Annotated in this window: 8 protein-coding genes, 4 tRNA genes and 6 rRNA genes; 14 read left to right on the forward strand and 4 right to left on the reverse strand. The window is 48.7% G+C overall.

Going from position 1 to position 19449, the window contains the following annotated elements; translation table 11 throughout:
• Positions 1-2: 2 nt before the first annotated feature.
• Positions 3-1355: an MATE family efflux transporter gene (locus AC3CIC_RS00980; protein WP_394213259.1), complete on the reverse strand. Its 1353-nt coding sequence runs from the start codon at positions 1353-1355 to the stop codon at positions 3-5.
• 274 nt (positions 1356-1629) lie between these two features.
• Here AC3CIC_RS00980 and AC3CIC_RS00985 point away from each other — a divergent pair, with 274 nt between their 5' ends.
• The 12 genes from AC3CIC_RS00985 (at position 1630) to rrf (AC3CIC_RS01040) (ending at position 15284) form a co-directional block, all read left to right on the forward strand.
• The gene (locus AC3CIC_RS00985; RefSeq protein ID WP_016960695.1) at positions 1630-1920 is read left to right on the forward strand and encodes a co-chaperone GroES; all 291 of its coding nucleotides are present in this window, start codon (positions 1630-1632) and stop codon (positions 1918-1920) included.
• Between the two features lie 44 nt (positions 1921-1964).
• The gene (groL, locus tag AC3CIC_RS00990; RefSeq protein WP_488515131.1) at positions 1965-3593 is read left to right on the forward strand and encodes a chaperonin GroEL; all 1629 of its coding nucleotides are present in this window, start codon (positions 1965-1967) and stop codon (positions 3591-3593) included.
• 640 nt (positions 3594-4233) lie between these two features.
• Positions 4234-5778, forward strand: a 16S ribosomal RNA gene (locus AC3CIC_RS00995).
• Between the two features lie 435 nt (positions 5779-6213).
• Positions 6214-9106 (forward strand): 23S ribosomal RNA (locus AC3CIC_RS01000).
• Positions 9107-9231: 125 nt separating this feature from the next.
• Positions 9232-9347 (forward strand): 5S ribosomal RNA (gene rrf, locus AC3CIC_RS01005).
• A 423-nt stretch (positions 9348-9770) separates the two neighbouring features.
• Positions 9771-11315: ribosomal RNA gene (locus AC3CIC_RS01010) — 16S ribosomal RNA — on the forward strand.
• Between the two features lie 111 nt (positions 11316-11426).
• Positions 11427-11502, forward strand: a tRNA-Glu gene (locus tag AC3CIC_RS01015).
• A gap of 1 nt (position 11503) precedes the next feature.
• Positions 11504-11579 (forward strand) — tRNA-Lys (locus AC3CIC_RS01020).
• Positions 11580-11609: 30 nt separating this feature from the next.
• Positions 11610-11685, forward strand: a tRNA-Val gene (locus AC3CIC_RS01025).
• 30 nt (positions 11686-11715) lie between these two features.
• A tRNA-Ala gene (locus AC3CIC_RS01030) sits at positions 11716-11791 on the forward strand.
• A 358-nt stretch (positions 11792-12149) separates the two neighbouring features.
• A 23S ribosomal RNA gene (locus AC3CIC_RS01035) occupies positions 12150-15043 on the forward strand.
• Positions 15044-15168: 125 nt separating this feature from the next.
• Positions 15169-15284 (forward strand): 5S ribosomal RNA (rrf, locus tag AC3CIC_RS01040).
• The 16S, 23S and 5S rRNA genes sit together here with 4 tRNA genes alongside, the layout of an rRNA operon.
• Positions 15285-15524: 240 nt before the next feature.
• Here the strand turns inward: rrf (AC3CIC_RS01040) and AC3CIC_RS01045 are convergent.
• Positions 15525-16687, reverse strand: a protein-coding gene (locus tag AC3CIC_RS01045; protein ID WP_488514316.1) for an IS3 family transposase whose coding sequence is annotated in 2 segments (ribosomal slippage) — positions 15525-16432 and positions 16432-16687 — 1164 coding nt in all. Because the reading frame shifts where the segments join, the coding sequence is not laid out codon by codon here.
• A gap of 117 nt (positions 16688-16804) precedes the next feature.
• Here AC3CIC_RS01045 and AC3CIC_RS01050 point away from each other — a divergent pair.
• The gene (locus tag AC3CIC_RS01050; RefSeq protein ID WP_488515132.1) at positions 16805-17143 is read left to right on the forward strand and encodes a 50S ribosome-binding protein YggL; all 339 of its coding nucleotides are present in this window, start codon (positions 16805-16807) and stop codon (positions 17141-17143) included.
• 32 nt (positions 17144-17175) lie between these two features.
• Here AC3CIC_RS01050 and AC3CIC_RS01055 read toward each other — a convergent pair whose 3' ends face one another.
• Both AC3CIC_RS01055 and epmB read right to left on the reverse strand, forming a co-directional pair.
• Positions 17176-17676 carry a GNAT family N-acetyltransferase gene (locus AC3CIC_RS01055; protein WP_017005287.1) on the reverse strand — a complete coding sequence of 167 codons (501 nt, stop codon included), beginning with the start codon at positions 17674-17676 and terminating at the stop codon, positions 17176-17178.
• An 84-nt stretch (positions 17677-17760) separates the two neighbouring features.
• The gene (gene epmB, locus AC3CIC_RS01060; protein ID WP_488515133.1) at positions 17761-18783 is read right to left on the reverse strand and encodes an EF-P beta-lysylation protein EpmB; all 1023 of its coding nucleotides are present in this window, start codon (positions 18781-18783) and stop codon (positions 17761-17763) included.
• 34 nt (positions 18784-18817) lie between these two features.
• On the opposite strand from epmB, the gene efp reads away from it, so the two are divergent.
• The gene (gene efp / locus AC3CIC_RS01065) at positions 18818-19384 is read left to right on the forward strand and encodes an elongation factor P (RefSeq protein ID WP_016959130.1); all 567 of its coding nucleotides are present in this window, start codon (positions 18818-18820) and stop codon (positions 19382-19384) included.
• Positions 19385-19449: the final 65 nt, after the last annotated feature.

Genomic DNA, 19449 nt, shown 5'->3' on the forward strand with positions numbered 1-19449 from the left:
ACCTACGAAGTAGGGACTGGCGTTGCCAGAGTGCGACGACGAAGTAACAACGCGATGCCATAAGCAATCATACCCGCGATGCCATTGGCGGCAGCGATACCGATAAACATACCTTCTGTGTTGTCTAAAAGGCTTCCAATCCACGCCATCGGCAGTAGCAAAACAAATAAACGCATAAGGTTTATCGCGAAAGCCAGCACTGGTTTTTTCATGGCATTGAGCGCACTGACCAACATCATCATTACCCCTTGCATACCGTAACTTGCCGGCACAACAATCAAGTAGTGCCACAGTTTGTTTTGCACCGCAGGTTCTTGACTGAACATAGATGCGATAGGCGCGCTTAATGGCACCATTGCAATGAAAATGAGTAGCTGGAACAAGATGGAAAAGCGGATGGCTCGGAACAATGCATCGAAAGCTCTCGATGGGTTACTGGCTCCGAAATTTTGTGCCATTAGCGGTGTTAATGTTGAGGTCAATGCCATCATAACAATAAGTAGAAGAGATTCTATGCGTTGCGCCGCGCCATAAGCGGCAACTGCAGCCGTGCCTTGTGCGGCTAATAACATCATGAGAATGGCGCCGGATATCGGATTCAATGCATTCGATAACGCGGCGGGCGTGCCGATGGCAAGGATGTCTTTCCAATCTTGAATGAGTTTACTAGGGGATGGGCGAGCAAGCAGCTTTTCCCTCTTTATTAGTACATACAAAGAACACACGAGCGCCCCTGCCCAGCTAATGGCACTGGCGATGGCGGCACCTTGTACGCCTAACTCGGGGACAGGGCCGAGACCAAATATCAGTAATGGATCGAGAAGGCCGTTGATGACGCCAGCCACGATCATAATCTTCGCAGGGGTTTTGGTGTCTCCGGTGGCGCGTATGGCGGAGTTGCCGGCCATAGGTATCACGAGCAAAGGAATACTGAGATACCACACGTTCATGTAATCATGGATAAGCGGAAGTAAGCGGTCTTGTGCACCCAACAGCCTAAAAAGCGGATCGATAGTCGATAGGCCAATGATGCTGGCAACAATGACCAGTAGCACCGCCAAAATCAACCCGTGTCCGGATACTCTCGCTGCATCACCTATATCACGCTTGCCAAGCGAACGGGCAATACAAGTTGAAAGGCCTACCCCTATGCCCATAGTGATGCAATTCACGGCAAACGTGATCGGGAAAGTGAAGCTAACCGCTGCTAATGCATCTGTACCTAAAAGGGATATAAAGAAGGTATCAACAAGGCTAAAAGCCAAAATAGCAACAAGGCCAAACACCATAGGGATGGTCATGTTTTTGAGGACTTGGTCGATGGGCCCTGTCAGTAGGCCATGTTTATCCTTCATACTACTCTCGGATAGTTTCTTCTCGCTTTGAGAAGAAAAGCGGAAATGTCGAAATCGACTGGCTATCTTCTTTGTCTATAAGGCAGGGCTACCCTAATGGATAGAATGTGATGTCGCAAAAGATATTGGCCAAAAAAATGGAAAAAATTTGCATTTTCCCCCTTGGGATTGAGATAACCCACCCCCACTTAGAAGGTACTTTGGAAGCGACGAACGCTGTTGTTTCCTTTTTAATTCCATACATGGATCACTACATTAATTCAGGAGACGACCAATGAACATTCGTCCACTACATGACCGAGTAATCGTTGAACGCCAAGAAGTTGAATCAAAATCTGCTGGTGGCATTGTTTTAACTGGTTCAGCTGCTGAGAAGTCGACTCGCGGTGTTGTGCTAGCAGTAGGCAAAGGCCGTATCCTTGAGAACGGCACTGTTCAGCCTTTGGACGTTAAAGTTGGCGACACTGTTATTTTCTCAGAAGGCTACGGCACTAAGACTGAAAAAATTGATGGTAAAGAAGTCCTGATCCTGTCTGAAAACGACATCATGGCTATCGTTGAGTAATTACTATTTCACTATAGAAACAGAATTTATAAAGGAAGAGAGAAATGGCAGCTAAAGACGTTAAGTTTGGCAATGATGCACGTACAAAAATGCTGGAAGGCGTAAACGTTCTAGCAAATGCAGTGAAAGTAACCCTTGGCCCTAAAGGTCGTAACGTTGTTCTGGACAAATCGTTTGGCGCACCTGTTATTACTAAAGATGGCGTATCTGTTGCTCGTGAAATTGAACTGGAAGATAAATTCCAGAACATGGGCGCACAAATGGTTAAAGAAGTGGCGTCACAAGCTAATGATGCTGCTGGTGACGGTACAACAACTGCCACGGTTATCGCGCAATCTATCATTACCGAAGGTCTTAAAGCAGTTGCAGCGGGTATGAACCCAATGGATCTGAAGCGTGGTATCGACAAAGCAGTCATCGCTGCTGTTGAAGAGTTGAAAGCACTGTCTGTTCCATGTGCGGATACCAAAGCGATTGCGCAAGTTGGTACTATCTCAGCAAACTCTGATGAGACAGTGGGTAAACTGATTGCAGAAGCAATGGAAAAAGTTGGTCGTGACGGTGTTATCACTGTTGAAGAAGGTCAATCTCTTCAAGACGAGCTAGACGTAGTAGAAGGTATGCAGTTTGATCGCGGCTACCTGTCTCCTTACTTCATTAACAACCAAGAGTCTGGTTCTATTGATTTAGATAGCCCATTCATCCTGTTGGTTGACAAGAAAGTATCAAACATCCGTGAATTGCTACCGACTCTGGAAGCAGTTGCGAAATCTTCACGTCCACTGCTGATTATCGCCGAAGACGTAGAAGGTGAAGCATTAGCAACACTTGTTGTGAATAACATGCGTGGCATCGTGAAAGTCGCTGCTGTTAAAGCACCAGGTTTCGGCGACCGCCGTAAAGCAATGCTACAAGACATTGCGACACTGACTGCAGGTACTGTGATTTCTGAAGAAATCGGTATGGAACTGGAGAAAGTAACGCTGGAAGATCTTGGTCAAGCAAAACGCATTACTATTACCAAAGAAAACACCACTATCATTGATGGTGCAGGTGATGAAGCATCTATCCAAGGTCGTGTTTCTCAAATCCGTCAGCAAATCGAAGATGCAACGTCAGATTACGACAAAGAGAAACTGCAAGAGCGTGTTGCTAAATTGGCAGGCGGCGTTGCAGTAATCAAAGTTGGCGCAGCAACTGAAGTTGAAATGAAAGAGAAGAAAGATCGCGTAGAAGATGCACTGCACGCAACACGTGCAGCTGTAGAAGAAGGCGTGGTTGCCGGTGGCGGTGTTGCACTAATCCGTGCTGCACACAAAGTCGTAGATCTTCAAGGCGACAACGAAGACCAAAATGTAGGTATTCGTGTGGCGCTGCGCGCGATGGAATCTCCAATTCGTCAAATCGCATTGAACGCAGGTGATGAAGACTCTGTTGTTGCTAACAACGTGAAAGCTGGTGAAGGTAGCTACGGTTACAACGCAGCGACTGGCGAATACGGCGATATGATTGAAATGGGTATCTTGGACCCTACCAAGGTAACGCGTTCAGCACTGCAATTTGCAGCATCTGTCGCTGGCCTGATGATTACCACTGAAGCAATGGTAACCGAAGCGCCTAAGCAAGATGGCTCTGCAATGCCTGATATGGGTGGCATGGGCGGGATGATGTAATCTCCGTTTCTGCAGAAACTATTCTAGAAAGCCCGCGTTAGCGGGCTTTTTTTCGTTTAAAGAAAGAGTTAGTCAAGGCCACGTGTTCTCTGGGCTGTACGAGAATTGACTAACGTGCCATTTTGATTGAAAAATAGTCGTGCGGTTTTTGGATTCTGTGCTTTACTCAGTAATCTCGTAGTGACAAAACAGTCATTGCAGTGAAATCATATCGACATATGGGCCTTGACCTCTGACTCTCATCGGTAAAGATTTGCATATGCAGCATGCATTTTGTACAAAAATGTCGATTTTGAGCGATTAGTGACCATTTGGCATCGAAAGTGTGATTTTTTTCATGAAACCACTTGCGCCAAACTCTGAAGTCCCTATACTGCGGCCCATCGACACGGAACACGGCGAGTTAAGCCGCTGACCAAGTCAACGTTCTTTAACAATTTGACCTATACAATCTGTGTGGGCACTCGTACTTGATAGACATAAGATTTATCAATGCACTGAGTGACCCAAGATGGTTGAGCTTTTCGAAGTGACACTGTCAACACAGTCAATGCAGTTTTGCCTTAGGGCAAAAAAGTAATTCAGTATTCATTGAGCGTTAGACCTGTTTCTTCGGAAATGGGGATAACAAGAAAAATTCTAATTGAAGAGTTTGATCATGGCTCAGATTGAACGCTGGCGGCAGGCCTAACACATGCAAGTCGAGCGGTAACATTTCAAGAGCTTGCTTTTGAAGATGACGAGCGGCGGACGGGTGAGTAATGGCTGGGAACCTGCCCTGACGTGGGGGATAACAGTTGGAAACGACTGCTAATACCGCATGATGTCTACGGACCAAAGAGGGGGATCTTCGGACCTCTCGCGTCGGGATGGGCCCAGTTGGGATTAGCTAGTTGGTGAGGTAATGGCTCACCAAGGCGACGATCCCTAGCTGGTTTGAGAGGATGATCAGCCACACTGGAACTGAGACACGGTCCAGACTCCTACGGGAGGCAGCAGTGGGGAATATTGCACAATGGGCGCAAGCCTGATGCAGCCATGCCGCGTGTGTGAAGAAGGCCTTCGGGTTGTAAAGCACTTTCAGCAGTGAGGAAGGTTGGTACGTTAATAGCGTATTAATTTGACGTTAGCTGCAGAAGAAGCACCGGCTAACTCCGTGCCAGCAGCCGCGGTAATACGGAGGGTGCGAGCGTTAATCGGAATTACTGGGCGTAAAGCGCATGCAGGCGGTTTGTTAAGCAAGATGTGAAAGCCCCGGGCTCAACCTGGGAACCGCATTTTGAACTGGCAGGCTAGAGTCTTGTAGAGGGGGGTAGAATTTCAGGTGTAGCGGTGAAATGCGTAGAGATCTGAAGGAATACCGGTGGCGAAGGCGGCCCCCTGGACAAAGACTGACGCTCAGATGCGAAAGCGTGGGGAGCAAACAGGATTAGATACCCTGGTAGTCCACGCTGTAAACGATGTCTACTTGGAGGTTGTGGCCTAGAGCCGTGGCTTCCGGAGCTAACGCGTTAAGTAGACCGCCTGGGGAGTACGGTCGCAAGATTAAAACTCAAATGAATTGACGGGGGCCCGCACAAGCGGTGGAGCATGTGGTTTAATTCGATGCAACGCGAAGAACCTTACCTACTCTTGACATCCACAGAATTCGCTAGAGATAGCTTAGTGCCTTCGGGAACTGTGAGACAGGTGCTGCATGGCTGTCGTCAGCTCGTGTTGTGAAATGTTGGGTTAAGTCCCGCAACGAGCGCAACCCTTATCCTTGTTTGCCAGCGAGTAATGTCGGGAACTCCAGGGAGACTGCCGGTGATAAACCGGAGGAAGGTGGGGACGACGTCAAGTCATCATGGCCCTTACGAGTAGGGCTACACACGTGCTACAATGGCGTATACAGAGGGCAGCGAGACCGCGAGGTGGAGCGAATCCCAGAAAGTACGTCGTAGTCCGGATCGGAGTCTGCAACTCGACTCCGTGAAGTCGGAATCGCTAGTAATCGTGGATCAGAATGCCACGGTGAATACGTTCCCGGGCCTTGTACACACCGCCCGTCACACCATGGGAGTGGGCTGCACCAGAAGTAGATAGCTTAACCTTCGGGAGGGCGTTTACCACGGTGTGGTTCATGACTGGGGTGAAGTCGTAACAAGGTAGCCCTAGGGGAACCTGGGGCTGGATCACCTCCTTAACGATACTATTAATGCCAGTGTCCACACAAATTGTATAGGTTGAAGAATAAAGACGGGAAAAGCCCTAATGAATGACAACGTCATTGATTAGCGCTTTTTGCGCTGTTCTCGAAAGAGAAATGCTCTTTAAAAATCTGGAAAGCTGACTAGTAGATTTATTCTTAGGAATAAATTGAAATCTGTTTCTTATCTCTCTACCCGAGAGGTAATGAAACAAAAGTTCTCAAAACGTTAATCCTGATGGGATTAACACCAAACACATTCAAGTGTTCTTGGTTTCATCGAAAGATGAACATATTTGAGTCCGGCGAAAAACCGTTCAACGTTCTTGGTTTCCACTTTTTCATAAAAGTAGGGTCAAAAACAGCGAACCGACTCTTTAACGAGAGTCACCTTGGTTGTTTGTCCATACACAAGACCTCTTGGGGTTGTATGGTTAAGTGACTAAGCGTACACGGTGGATGCCTTGGCAGTCAGAGGCGATGAAGGACGTATTAACTTGCGATAAGCGTAGATAAGGCAGTAAAAGCCACTTGAGTCTACGATTTCCGAATGGGGAAACCCACGTGCATAAGCACGTATCATGCAGTGAATACATAGCTGTATGAGGCGAACTCGGGGAACTGAAACATCTAAGTACCCGAAGGAAAAGAAATCAATTGAGATTCCGGCAGTAGCGGCGAGCGACCCCGGATTAGCCCTTAAGCAGTTTAAGTGTTAGTGGAAGCCTCTGGAAAGTGGCGCGATACAGGGTGATAGCCCCGTACACGACAATGCTTTTATTGTGAAAACGAGTAGGACGGGACACGTGGTATCCTGTCTGAACATGGGGGGACCATCCTCCAAGGCTAAATACTCCTGACTGACCGATAGTGAACCAGTACCGTGAGGGAAAGGCGAAAAGAACCCCTGTGAGGGGAGTGAAATAGAACCTGAAACCGTGTACGTACAAGCAGTGGGAGCCTCTTCGTGGGGTGACTGCGTACCTTTTGTATAATGGGTCAGCGACTTACTTTTAGTAGCAAGGTTAACCGAATAGGGGAGCCGTAGGGAAACCGAGTCTTAACTGGGCGAATAAGTTGCTAGGAGTAGACCCGAAACCGAGTGATCTAGCCATGGGCAGGTTGAAGATTGAGTAACATCAATTGGAGGACCGAACCGACTAATGTTGAAAAATTAGCGGATGACTTGTGGCTAGGGGTGAAAGGCCAATCAAACTCGGAGATAGCTGGTTCTCCCCGAAAGCTATTTAGGTAGCGCCTCGGACGAATACTACTGGGGGTAGAGCACTGTTAAGGCTAGGGGGTCATCCCGACTTACCAACCCTTTGCAAACTCCGAATACCAGTAAGTACTATCCGGGAGACACACGGCGGGTGCTAACGTCCGTCGTGGAGAGGGAAACAACCCAGACCGCCAGCTAAGGTCCCAAAGTTATCGCTAAGTGGGAAACGATGTGGGAAGGCTCAGACAGCCAGGATGTTGGCTTAGAAGCAGCCATCATTTAAAGAAAGCGTAATAGCTCACTGGTCGAGTCGGCCTGCGCGGAAGATGTAACGGGGCTAAGCGATACACCGAAGCTGCGGCATCAACTCTTCGGAGTTGTTGGGTAGGGGAGCGTTCTGTAAGCCGTTGAAGGTGAACTGTAAGGTTTGCTGGAGGTATCAGAAGTGCGAATGCTGACATGAGTAACGATAAAGGGGGTGAAAAACCTCCTCGCCGGAAGACCAAGGGTTCCTGTCCAACGTTAATCGGGGCAGGGTAAGTCGACCCCTAAGGCGAGGCCGAAAGGCGTAGTCGATGGGAAACGGGTTAATATTCCCGTACTGCTTATAACTGCGATGGGGGGACGGAGAAGGCTAGGTGGGCTTGGCGACGGTTGTCCAAGTTCAAGTGCGTAGGTGGGTGTCTTAGGTAAATCCGGGACGCTGTTAACACTGAGACACGATGTCGAGTCACTACGGTGATGAAGTCATTGATGCCATGCTTCCGGGAAAAGCCTCTAAGCTTCAGGTTATAAGGAATCGTACCCCAAACCGACACAGGTGGTCGGGTAGAGAATACCAAGGCGCTTGAGAGAACTCGGGTGAAGGAACTAGGCAAAATGGTACCGTAACTTCGGGAGAAGGTACGCTGCCTCCGGTGAAGTCCCTTGCGGATGGAGCTAGAGGCAGTCGCAGATACCAGGTGGCTGCAACTGTTTATTAAAAACATAGCACTGTGCAAAATCGAAAGATGACGTATACGGTGTGACGCCTGCCCGGTGCCGGAAGGTTAATTGATGGGGTTATCTTCGGAGAAGCTCTTGATCGAAGCCCCGGTAAACGGCGGCCGTAACTATAACGGTCCTAAGGTAGCGAAATTCCTTGTCGGGTAAGTTCCGACCTGCACGAATGGCGTAATGATGGCCACGCTGTCTCCACCCGAGACTCAGTGAAATTGAAATCGCAGTGAAGATGCTGTGTACCCGCGGCTAGACGGAAAGACCCCGTGAACCTTTACTACAGCTTGGCACTGAACATTGACCCTACATGTGTAGGATAGGTGGGAGCCTTTGAAGCATCGTCGCTAGATGGTGTGGAGGCAATCTTGAAATACCACCCTTGTATGCTTGATGTTCTAACGTTGGCCCCTAATCGGGGTTGCGGACAGTGCCTGGTGGGTAGTTTGACTGGGGCGGTCTCCTCCCAAAGAGTAACGGAGGAGCACGAAGGTGGGCTAATCACGGTCGGACATCGTGAGGTTAGTGCAATGGCATAAGCCCGCTTGACTGCGAGAATGACAATTCGAGCAGGTACGAAAGTAGGTCATAGTGATCCGGTGGTTCTGAATGGAAGGGCCATCGCTCAACGGATAAAAGGTACTCCGGGGATAACAGGCTGATACCGCCCAAGAGTTCATATCGACGGCGGTGTTTGGCACCTCGATGTCGGCTCATCACATCCTGGGGCTGAAGTCGGTCCCAAGGGTATGGCTGTTCGCCATTTAAAGTGGTACGCGAGCTGGGTTTAGAACGTCGTGAGACAGTTCGGTCCCTATCTGCCGTGGGCGTTGGATGATTGAGAGGGGCTGCTCCTAGTACGAGAGGACCGGAGTGGACGAACCTCTGGTGTTCGGGTTGTCACGCCAGTGGCATTGCCCGGTAGCTAAGTTCGGAATTGATAAGCGCTGAAAGCATCTAAGCGCGAAGCGAGCCTCGAGATGAGTCATCCCTGACACTATAAGTGTCCTAAAGGGTTGTTGGAGACTACGACGTAGATAGGCAGGGTGTGTAAGTGCTGCGAGGCATTGAGCTAACCTGTACTAATTGCCCGTGAGGCTTAACCATACAACACCCAAGGGGTTTTAGCGGACTCAGATAAGAACGTTGAATGTGTATTGAGAGCATATAGCTAGTCAGAATTTTCCCAGATTTTGTTTTTCGCCTCATGGCGGGGAACAGTACAAAATTTGCTTGGCGACCATAGCATTATGGACCCACCTGATCCCATGCCGAACTCAGTAGTGAAACGTAATAGCGCCGATGGTAGTGTGGGGTCTCCCCATGTGAGAGTAGGACATCGCCAGGCTTTAAATTTGAATGAGAGCCCGTTCAAGCGAACGGGCTTTTATTTCGCTCCTACTGATTGTCATGTGAGCGACGTCAAAAAAAGATTTTTACCCTTCATTTTCGAATGAAAATAGATGAAAGTTTTTTCTTGACTGAATATCAGAATCGCGTATTATACGCGGCCTGACTTGCTGAAGCGCAACGCGCCAAGGCCTTGAATAGTCAACGTTCTTTAACAATTTGACCTATACAATCTGTGTGGGCACTCGTACTTGATAGACATAAGATTTATCAATGCACTGAGTGACCCAAGATGGTTGAACTTTTCGAAGTGACACTGTCAACACAGTCAATGCAGATTTGCCTTAGGGCAAAAAAGTAATTCAGTATTCATTGAGCGTTAGACCTGTTTCTTCGGAAATGGGGATAACAAGAAAAATTCTAATTGAAGAGTTTGATCATGGCTCAGATTGAACGCTGGCGGCAGGCCTAACACATGCAAGTCGAGCGGTAACATTTCAAGAGCTTGCTTTTGAAGATGACGAGCGGCGGACGGGTGAGTAATGGCTGGGAACCTGCCCTGACGTGGGGGATAACAGTTGGAAACGACTGCTAATACCGCATGATGTCTACGGACCAAAGAGGGGGATCTTCGGACCTCTCGCGTCGGGATGGGCCCAGTTGGGATTAGCTAGTTGGTGAGGTAATGGCTCACCAAGGCGACGATCCCTAGCTGGTTTGAGAGGATGATCAGCCACACTGGAACTGAGACACGGTCCAGACTCCTACGGGAGGCAGCAGTGGGGAATATTGCACAATGGGCGCAAGCCTGATGCAGCCATGCCGCGTGTGTGAAGAAGGCCTTCGGGTTGTAAAGCACTTTCAGCAGTGAGGAAGGTTGGTACGTTAATAGCGTATTAATTTGACGTTAGCTGCAGAAGAAGCACCGGCTAACTCCGTGCCAGCAGCCGCGGTAATACGGAGGGTGCGAGCGTTAATCGGAATTACTGGGCGTAAAGCGCATGCAGGCGGTTTGTTAAGCAAGATGTGAAAGCCCCGGGCTCAACCTGGGAACCGCATTTTGAACTGGCAGGCTAGAGTCTTGTAGAGGGGGGTAGAATTTCAGGTGTAGCGGTGAAATGCGTAGAGATCTGAAGGAATACCGGTGGCGAAGGCGGCCCCCTGGACAAAGACTGACGCTCAGATGCGAAAGCGTGGGGAGCAAACAGGATTAGATACCCTGGTAGTCCACGCTGTAAACGATGTCTACTTGGAGGTTGTGGCCTAGAGCCGTGGCTTCCGGAGCTAACGCGTTAAGTAGACCGCCTGGGGAGTACGGTCGCAAGATTAAAACTCAAATGAATTGACGGGGGCCCGCACAAGCGGTGGAGCATGTGGTTTAATTCGATGCAACGCGAAGAACCTTACCTACTCTTGACATCCACAGAATTCGCTAGAGATAGCTTAGTGCCTTCGGGAACTGTGAGACAGGTGCTGCATGGCTGTCGTCAGCTCGTGTTGTGAAATGTTGGGTTAAGTCCCGCAACGAGCGCAACCCTTATCCTTGTTTGCCAGCGAGTAATGTCGGGAACTCCAGGGAGACTGCCGGTGATAAACCGGAGGAAGGTGGGGACGACGTCAAGTCATCATGGCCCTTACGAGTAGGGCTACACACGTGCTACAATGGCGTATACAGAGGGCAGCAAGACCGCGAGGTGGAGCGAATCCCAGAAAGTACGTCGTAGTCCGGATCGGAGTCTGCAACTCGACTCCGTGAAGTCGGAATCGCTAGTAATCGTGGATCAGAATGCCACGGTGAATACGTTCCCGGGCCTTGTACACACCGCCCGTCACACCATGGGAGTGGGCTGCACCAGAAGTAGATAGCTTAACCTTCGGGAGGGCGTTTACCACGGTGTGGTTCATGACTGGGGTGAAGTCGTAACAAGGTAGCCCTAGGGGAACCTGGGGCTGGATCACCTCCTTAACGATACTATTAATGCCAGTGTCCACACAAATTGTATAGGTTGAAAAAGTAAAGAGTGGTTGAGGTCCCAAGCCTCAACGCATCAGCAACGCGAGTTGTTGAAAAATAAGTGTCCCATTCGTCTAGAGGCCTAGGACACCGCCCTTTCACGGCGGTAACAGGGGTTCGACTCCCCTATGGGACGCCACGGGTCGTTAGCTCAGTTGGTAGAGCAGTTGACTTTTAATCAATTGGTCGTAGGTTCGAATCCTACACGACCCACCATTCTCTCCATGAGGGAATTAAAACTATCGTGGGCGATTAGCTCAGTTGGGAGAGCACCTCCCTTACAAGGAGGGGGTCACTGGTTCGAGCCCGGTATCGCCCACCATTCTTTCTCATGAGAGAATTAAAACATCATGGGGCTATAGCTCAGCTGGGAGAGCGCCTGCCTTGCACGCAGGAGGTCTGCGGTTCGATCCCGCATAGCTCCACCACTCTTTAAACGCATTCTCACGAGTGTCTTTAGAAAGTGGACATCTCTGTATCAGAGACACATCACTTTGCTCTTTAAAAATCTGGAAAGCTGACTAGTAGATTTATGACTTCTCTTTATAGAGAGGAAATAAATTGAAATCTGTTTCTTATCTCTCTACCCGAGAGGTAACGAAACAAAAGTTCTCAAAACGTTAATCCTGATGGGATTAACACCAAACACATTCAAGTGTTCTTGGTTTCATCGAAAGATGAACATATTTGAGTCCGGCGAAAAACCGTTCAGCGAAAGCTGAACCGACTCTTTAACGAGAGTCACCTTGGTTGTTTGCCATACATAAAGACCTCTTGGGGTTGTATGGTTAAGTGACTAAGCGTACACGGTGGATGCCTTGGCAGTCAGAGGCGATGAAGGACGTATTAACTTGCGATAAGCGTAGATAAGGCAGTAAAAGCCACTTGAGTCTACGATTTCCGAATGGGGAAACCCACGTGCATAAGCACGTATCATGCAGTGAATACATAGCTGTATGAGGCGAACTCGGGGAACTGAAACATCTAAGTACCCGAAGGAAAAGAAATCAATTGAGATTCCGGCAGTAGCGGCGAGCGACCCCGGATTAGCCCTTAAGCAGTTTAAGTGTTAGTGGAAGCCTCTGGAAAGTGGCGCGATACAGGGTGATAGCCCCGTACACGACAATGCTTTTATTGTGAAAACGAGTAGGACGGGACACGTGGTATCCTGTCTGAACATGGGGGGACCATCCTCCAAGGCTAAATACTCCTGACTGACCGATAGTGAACCAGTACCGTGAGGGAAAGGCGAAAAGAACCCCTGTGAGGGGAGTGAAATAGAACCTGAAACCGTGTACGTACAAGCAGTGGGAGCCTCTTTTATGGGGTGACTGCGTACCTTTTGTATAATGGGTCAGCGACTTACTTTTAGTAGCAAGGTTAACCGAATAGGGGAGCCGTAGGGAAACCGAGTCTTAACTGGGCGAATGAGTTGCTAGGAGTAGACCCGAAACCGAGTGATCTAGCCATGGGCAGGTTGAAGATTGAGTAACATCAATTGGAGGACCGAACCGACTAATGTTGAAAAATTAGCGGATGACTTGTGGCTAGGGGTGAAAGGCCAATCAAACTCGGAGATAGCTGGTTCTCCCCGAAAGCTATTTAGGTAGCGCCTCGGACGAATACTACTGGGGGTAGAGCACTGTTAAGGCTAGGGGGTCATCCCGACTTACCAACCCTTTGCAAACTCCGAATACCAGTAAGTACTATCCGGGAGACACACGGCGGGTGCTAACGTCCGTCGTGGAGAGGGAAACAACCCAGACCGCCAGCTAAGGTCCCAAAGTTATCGCTAAGTGGGAAACGATGTGGGAAGGCTCAGACAGCCAGGATGTTGGCTTAGAAGCAGCCATCATTTAAAGAAAGCGTAATAGCTCACTGGTCGAGTCGGCCTGCGCGGAAGATGTAACGGGGCTAAGCGATACACCGAAGCTGCGGCATCAATTCTTCGGAATTGTTGGGTAGGGGAGCGTTCTGTAAGCCGTTGAAGGTGAACTGTAAGGTTTGCTGGAGGTATCAGAAGTGCGAATGCTGACATGAGTAACGATAAAGGGGGTGAAAAACCTCCTCGCCGGAAGACCAAGGGTTCCTGTCCAACGTTAATCGGGGCAGGGTAAGTCGACCCCTAAGGCGAGGCCGAAAGGCGTAGTCGATGGGAAACGGGTTAATATTCCCGTACTGCTTATAACTGCGATGGGGGGACGGAGAAGGCTAGGTGGGCTTGGCGACGGTTGTCCAAGTTCAAGTGCGTAGGTGGGTGTCTTAGGTAAATCCGGGACGCTGTTAACACTGAGACACGATGTCGAGTCACTACGGTGATGAAGTCATTGATGCCATGCTTCCGGGAAAAGCCTCTAAGCTTCAGGTTATAAGGAATCGTACCCCAAACCGACACAGGTGGTCGGGTAGAGAATACCAAGGCGCTTGAGAGAACTCGGGTGAAGGAACTAGGCAAAATGGTACCGTAACTTCGGGAGAAGGTACGCTGCCTCCGGTGAAGTCCCTCGCGGATGGAGCTAGAGGCAGTCGCAGATACCAGGTGGCTGCAACTGTTTATTAAAAACATAGCACTGTGCAAAATCGAAAGATGACGTATACGGTGTGACGCCTGCCCGGTGCCGGAAGGTTAATTGATGGGGTTATCTTCGGAGAAGCTCTTGATCGAAGCCCCGGTAAACGGCGGCCGTAACTATAACGGTCCTAAGGTAGCGAAATTCCTTGTCGGGTAAGTTCCGACCTGCACGAATGGCGTAATGATGGCCACGCTGTCTCCACCCGAGACTCAGTGAAATTGAAATCGCAGTGAAGATGCTGTGTACCCGCGGCTAGACGGAAAGACCCCGTGAACCTTTACTACAGCTTGGCACTGAACATTGACCCTACATGTGTAGGATAGGTGGGAGCCTTTGAAGCATCGTCGCTAGATGGTGTGGAGGCAATCTTGAAATACCACCCTTGTATGCTTGATGTTCTAACGTTGGTCCCTTATCGGGATTGCGGACAGTGCCTGGTGGGTAGTTTGACTGGGGCGGTCTCCTCCCAAAGAGTAACGGAGGAGCACGAAGGTGGGCTAATCACGGTCGGACATCGTGAGGTTAGTGCAATGGCATAAGCCCGCTTGACTGCGAGAATGACAATTCGAGCAGGTACGAAAGTAGGTCATAGTGATCCGGTGGTTCTGAATGGAAGGGCCATCGCTCAACGGATAAAAGGTACTCCGGGGATAACAGGCTGATACCGCCCAAGAGTTCATATCGACGGCGGTGTTTGGCACCTCGATGTCGGCTCATCACATCCTGGGGCTGAAGTCGGTCCCAAGGGTATGGCTGTTCGCCATTTAAAGTGGTACGCGAGCTGGGTTTAGAACGTCGTGAGACAGTTCGGTCCCTATCTGCCGTGGGCGTTGGATGATTGAGAGGGGCTGCTCCTAGTACGAGAGGACCGGAGTGGACGAACCTCTGGTGTTCGGGTTGTCACGCCAGTGGCATTGCCCGGTAGCTAAGTTCGGAATTGATAAGCGCTGAAAGCATCTAAGCGCGAAGCGAGCCTCGAGATGAGTCATCCCTGACACTATAAGTGTCCTAAAGGGTTGTTGGAGACTACGACGTAGATAGGCAGGGTGTGTAAGTGCTGCGAGGCATTGAGCTAACCTGTACTAATTGCCCGTGAGGCTTAACCATACAACACCCAAGGGGTTTTAGCGGACTCAGATAAGAACGTTGAATGTGTATTGAGAGCATATAGCTAGTCAGAATTTTCCCAGATTTTGTTTTTCGCCTCATGGCGGGGAACAGTACAAAATTTGCTTGGCGACCATAGCATTATGGACCCACCTGATCCCATGCCGAACTCAGTAGTGAAACGTAATAGCGCCGATGGTAGTGTGGGGTCTCCCCATGTGAGAGTAGGACATCGCCAGGCTTCAAATTCGTTTTCATCTTTTTAAGAAAAAGATGAAGGCAAAAAGAAAAACAGAAAGGCCACCCTATCGGGTGGCCTTTTTGCGTTTACGCAGTTAGTTACTATAGCAATTACGCTTATCGAAAAAGTACGTTGCTAACTCGTATGGCCTTTCCTTATTCTGATAACTGATAACTGATAACTGATAACTGATAACTGATAACTGATAACTGATACCGACAACCGGATAGTCTGTAGTGGTCAACTCATTCCGGACAGTAAATTAGGCTGATTTTCAGCTTTCGCAGGTGGAAGACCACCGTTATAACTATGCGGTCTCTTCCAGTTGTAATAGCTCATCAGGTAATGGCTGATATCTTTGGATGCCTCAGCAAAAGATGCATAGCCTGTTGCTGGTATCCATTCAGATTTTAGACTTCTAAATAGCCTTTCCATTGGAGCGTTGTCCCAGCAGTTGCCACGGCGACTCATGCTTTGTGTCATCCGATACCGCCACAGGTGTTGTCGAAACTGGCGACTGCTGTATTGGGAGCCTTGATCCGAATGGAACATCACGCCACTTGGTTTTCCTCGTTGCTCATACGCCATCGACAACGCTTTTGTCACCAATGCCGCATCAGGACTGTCAGACATGGCCCAACCGACAACCCGTCTGCGATACAGATCAATGACAACGGCAAGATAGCACCAACGATGACCCGCCCATATATAGGTAATATCGCCGCACCATACTTGATTTGGGGCGTCGACAGTGAACTGACGATCAAGCTGATTGGGAATATCAGGCCGTTCAACCGTAGCTTGCTTATAGTTATGTGAACCGGGTTGCTTGCTGATGAGTTGTGCCTCTTTCATCAATCGGCGAACCTTGAATCGTCCAATCTTATGTCCGATTTCACACATCATGCCGACCAGAGTGCGACTACCCGCAGAGCTTCTGCTCAGCGTAAACAGTCGGTTGATCTCGCTACGAAGATGCAAACGTTCAGCATCAATATCATGGCGTCGTTGGCAGTGCTCATAGTAAGTCGACGTGGCGATATCGAACACAGTACAGACCAATTCTACCGGTTCTTGCTCTCTCAATTGGTCTATCAGCGCGTACGTTCGAGTTCGTCCGACATCAAGAGAGCAGTAGCCTTTTTTAGAATAGATTTTTCTCGTTCAAGTCGATGGATCCTTGCCTCTAACTCTTGGATTTTCTGCTGCTCTGGCGTTAAGGCTTTGGAAACTGGCGTACTACCGCCGCGCTCTTGTTCAAGTTGTGTGACCCAGCGTCTGAGTCCCGTTTCACCGACGTTTAATGAGCGGCTAGCCTCAGCAATTGAATACCCTTGGTCAAGTACCAAACAGGCTGCTTCTAGTTTAAATTCAGCGGAGAATGAACGACGTTGTCTTGTCATGGAACACCTCTTTCTTTAGTGGTGACTTTACCACCTTAAATGGTGTCCGGGATCATTAAACCACTACAGTCGCCTTCTACACTCATTCTATTCTGATTGAATATAGGAGCACTGAGGATGAAAAAACGACGGACGAAGCGATTAAGAAAGAAACTGTACATGGATGAGTTTGCTGTATTTGGCTTTGTAGTCTCTTTAAGGCTGAATACTGATAACGACCAAGAATTATCTGTATTCATGGAATCGTTTGCTGACTTTGCAGAGTCACGAGAACTACTTGTTGGAGGTGGTGGTATTCAAAATATAGAGTTGGTGATTAGTTCTGCGCTGAGATATGGTTCGGCGACAGATCTAGATATAGCAGTAGTAAAAGAGTGGTTCAGTAAGCGTAGTGAAGCGGAGATCACTTATATGGGCTCGCTTGTTGACTTACATCAGATCGATTCAGTTGAATAAAATAACCATGTTTCGTTAATTTCAGCGTTGTTTTAGTGTAATTTCGGATGGAACCGAGCCATATGATAAGCGTCTACATATTCGCCATTGCGGAATGCGTATTCCGTTGAGCGCCCCTCGATATCAAAGCCAAACTTGCGATAGAGAGAAATAGCGGCTTCATTGTCACAATACACCGTTAATTCGATGCGACGTAGATTTATCCAATTGTCAGCTAAATCGATCATAGCCGCAATCAATAGTCCACCAATCCCCTTTCCAATGTGGTCATCATGCACTGCCATGCCGAACTCTCCAACGTGGCGACGACGAACGTGTTTGTTTGTTTCAAACCCTAGCTGACCGACAATGTTTCCGTTGTCTTCTGCAACAAGACAATAAACATCATCTGGTAGATTGCTGAGTCTTTTTTCCCACATCAATAGCGATGGCAATGGCAGTTGTAGCGTGCCAGATTGCGCATTGGGAAGAGCATATAGTCTTTGAATAGCAGGAATATCACAAGGCGTCATCGGACGGACAGTGACAGGCATGATGGCTCCTTTAGGCATGCGAAAGAGATGAACCATAATTACTTGTAGCTGATTGTCAATCAACCACTTTCTATCAATAAGCAGTTACTCTAAATGAAGGTCCATCGGTGTCTTGCTGTCACGTCCACCAATCTCGCGGGTCAATCGGGGGACTAAATAGCCAGAGACTTCTTTAACCAAACCAGCCATTAGTACTCTTGCTTGTTCATCGTCGACAAGAAAGTGCGCTGCGCCTTTTACTTTATCCAGTACATGTAAGTAATAAGGTAAGATCCCTGCATCAAACAACGCATTGCTAAGGCGCTTAAGTGTCTCAGTTGAGTCGTTCACTCCACGAAGTAATACACTTTGATTGAGTAGTGTCACTCCGGCTTTGTTTAGCGTCGTCATTGCAGCTATCAAGTCGCTATTAATTTCATTTGCATGATTAATATGCGTGACTAGGATGACGTTAAGACGTGTATTTGCCAATAGATGAGTCAGTGCTAACGTTACTCTCGAAGGAATGACGACAGGCAAACGTGTATGGATTCGCAGGCGCTTTACATGGGGGACGGACGCAATGGCATTAACTAACCAGGTCAGTTCATGGTCTTTTGCCATTAATGGGTCGCCGCCAGACAAGATGACTTCATCGATTTCAGGGTGCTGCTGTAAGTAAGTGATTGCTTCACGCCATACTAACTTGCCCCCCTTGTTCTCGTCATAAGGGAAATGACGTCGGAAACAATACCGACAATTGATTGCGCAGCCTCCTTTTACAATCATGAGTACGCGGTTTTTATATTTATGTAGTAAACCAGGGACCTGATTGTCCTGTTCATCAAGAGGATCGGTGGAGAAGCCTGCAACATCCGTAAACTCATCCATAAGTGGAAGAACTTGGCGTAGAAGCGGGTCGTTTGGGTTACCTTTCTCCATGCGATCAATGAAGCTTTGCGGCACACGCTGAGCAAACAGTTCACGCGCAGCAAAGCCAGACTTCCAAGCAGTAGGCTCGATATCAAGCTGTTGCAGAAGAATTTGAGGATCTGAGACAGCATTTGCCATTTCTTTGAGCCAGTTTTGCTCAACAGGCGACGCATTTCGGGTTATTATGTCTGGCATTTATGACAACTTCGAAGATGTTTAGAGGATAGACATGGCGTCTTTTAGCACCAATGAATTCCGTGGCGGAATGAAAATTATGCTCGATAACGAGCCTTGTGTCATTATCGAAAACGAGTTCGTTAAACCAGGTAAAGGCCAAGCGTTTAACCGCGTGAAGATCCGCAAGCTGCTTTCGGGCAAAGTGCTTGAGAAAACGTTCAAGTCTGGCGACTCAGTGGAAGCTGCTGACGTTATGGATCATGAACTTGATTACCTCTACTCAGATGGTGAGTTCTGGCACTTCATGAACGCTGAATCATTCGAGCAGATCGCTGCAGATGAGAAAGCCGTTGGCGACAACATCAAATGGCTGAAAGAGAACGATCGTTGTACTCTGACGCTTTGGAATGGCAACCCTATTGCGGTGACGCCACCAAACTTTGTTGAGCTGGAAGTGACCGAAACAGATCCTGGTCTGAAAGGTGATACTGCCGGTACTGGCGGTAAACCAGCGACTTTGGTCACTGGTGCAGTGGTACGCGTACCTCTGTTCATCCAGATTGGCGAAGTCATTAAAGTGGATACTCGCTCCGGCGAATACGTAAGCCGCGTTAAGTAATTTCCGGTTTACTGATAAAAGCGTCCTTTGGGGCGCTTTTTTGTTTTCAGCCGTAAAGGTATAAA

The sequence above is a fragment of the Enterovibrio sp. QJM3NY_24 genome (assembly GCF_057786035.1).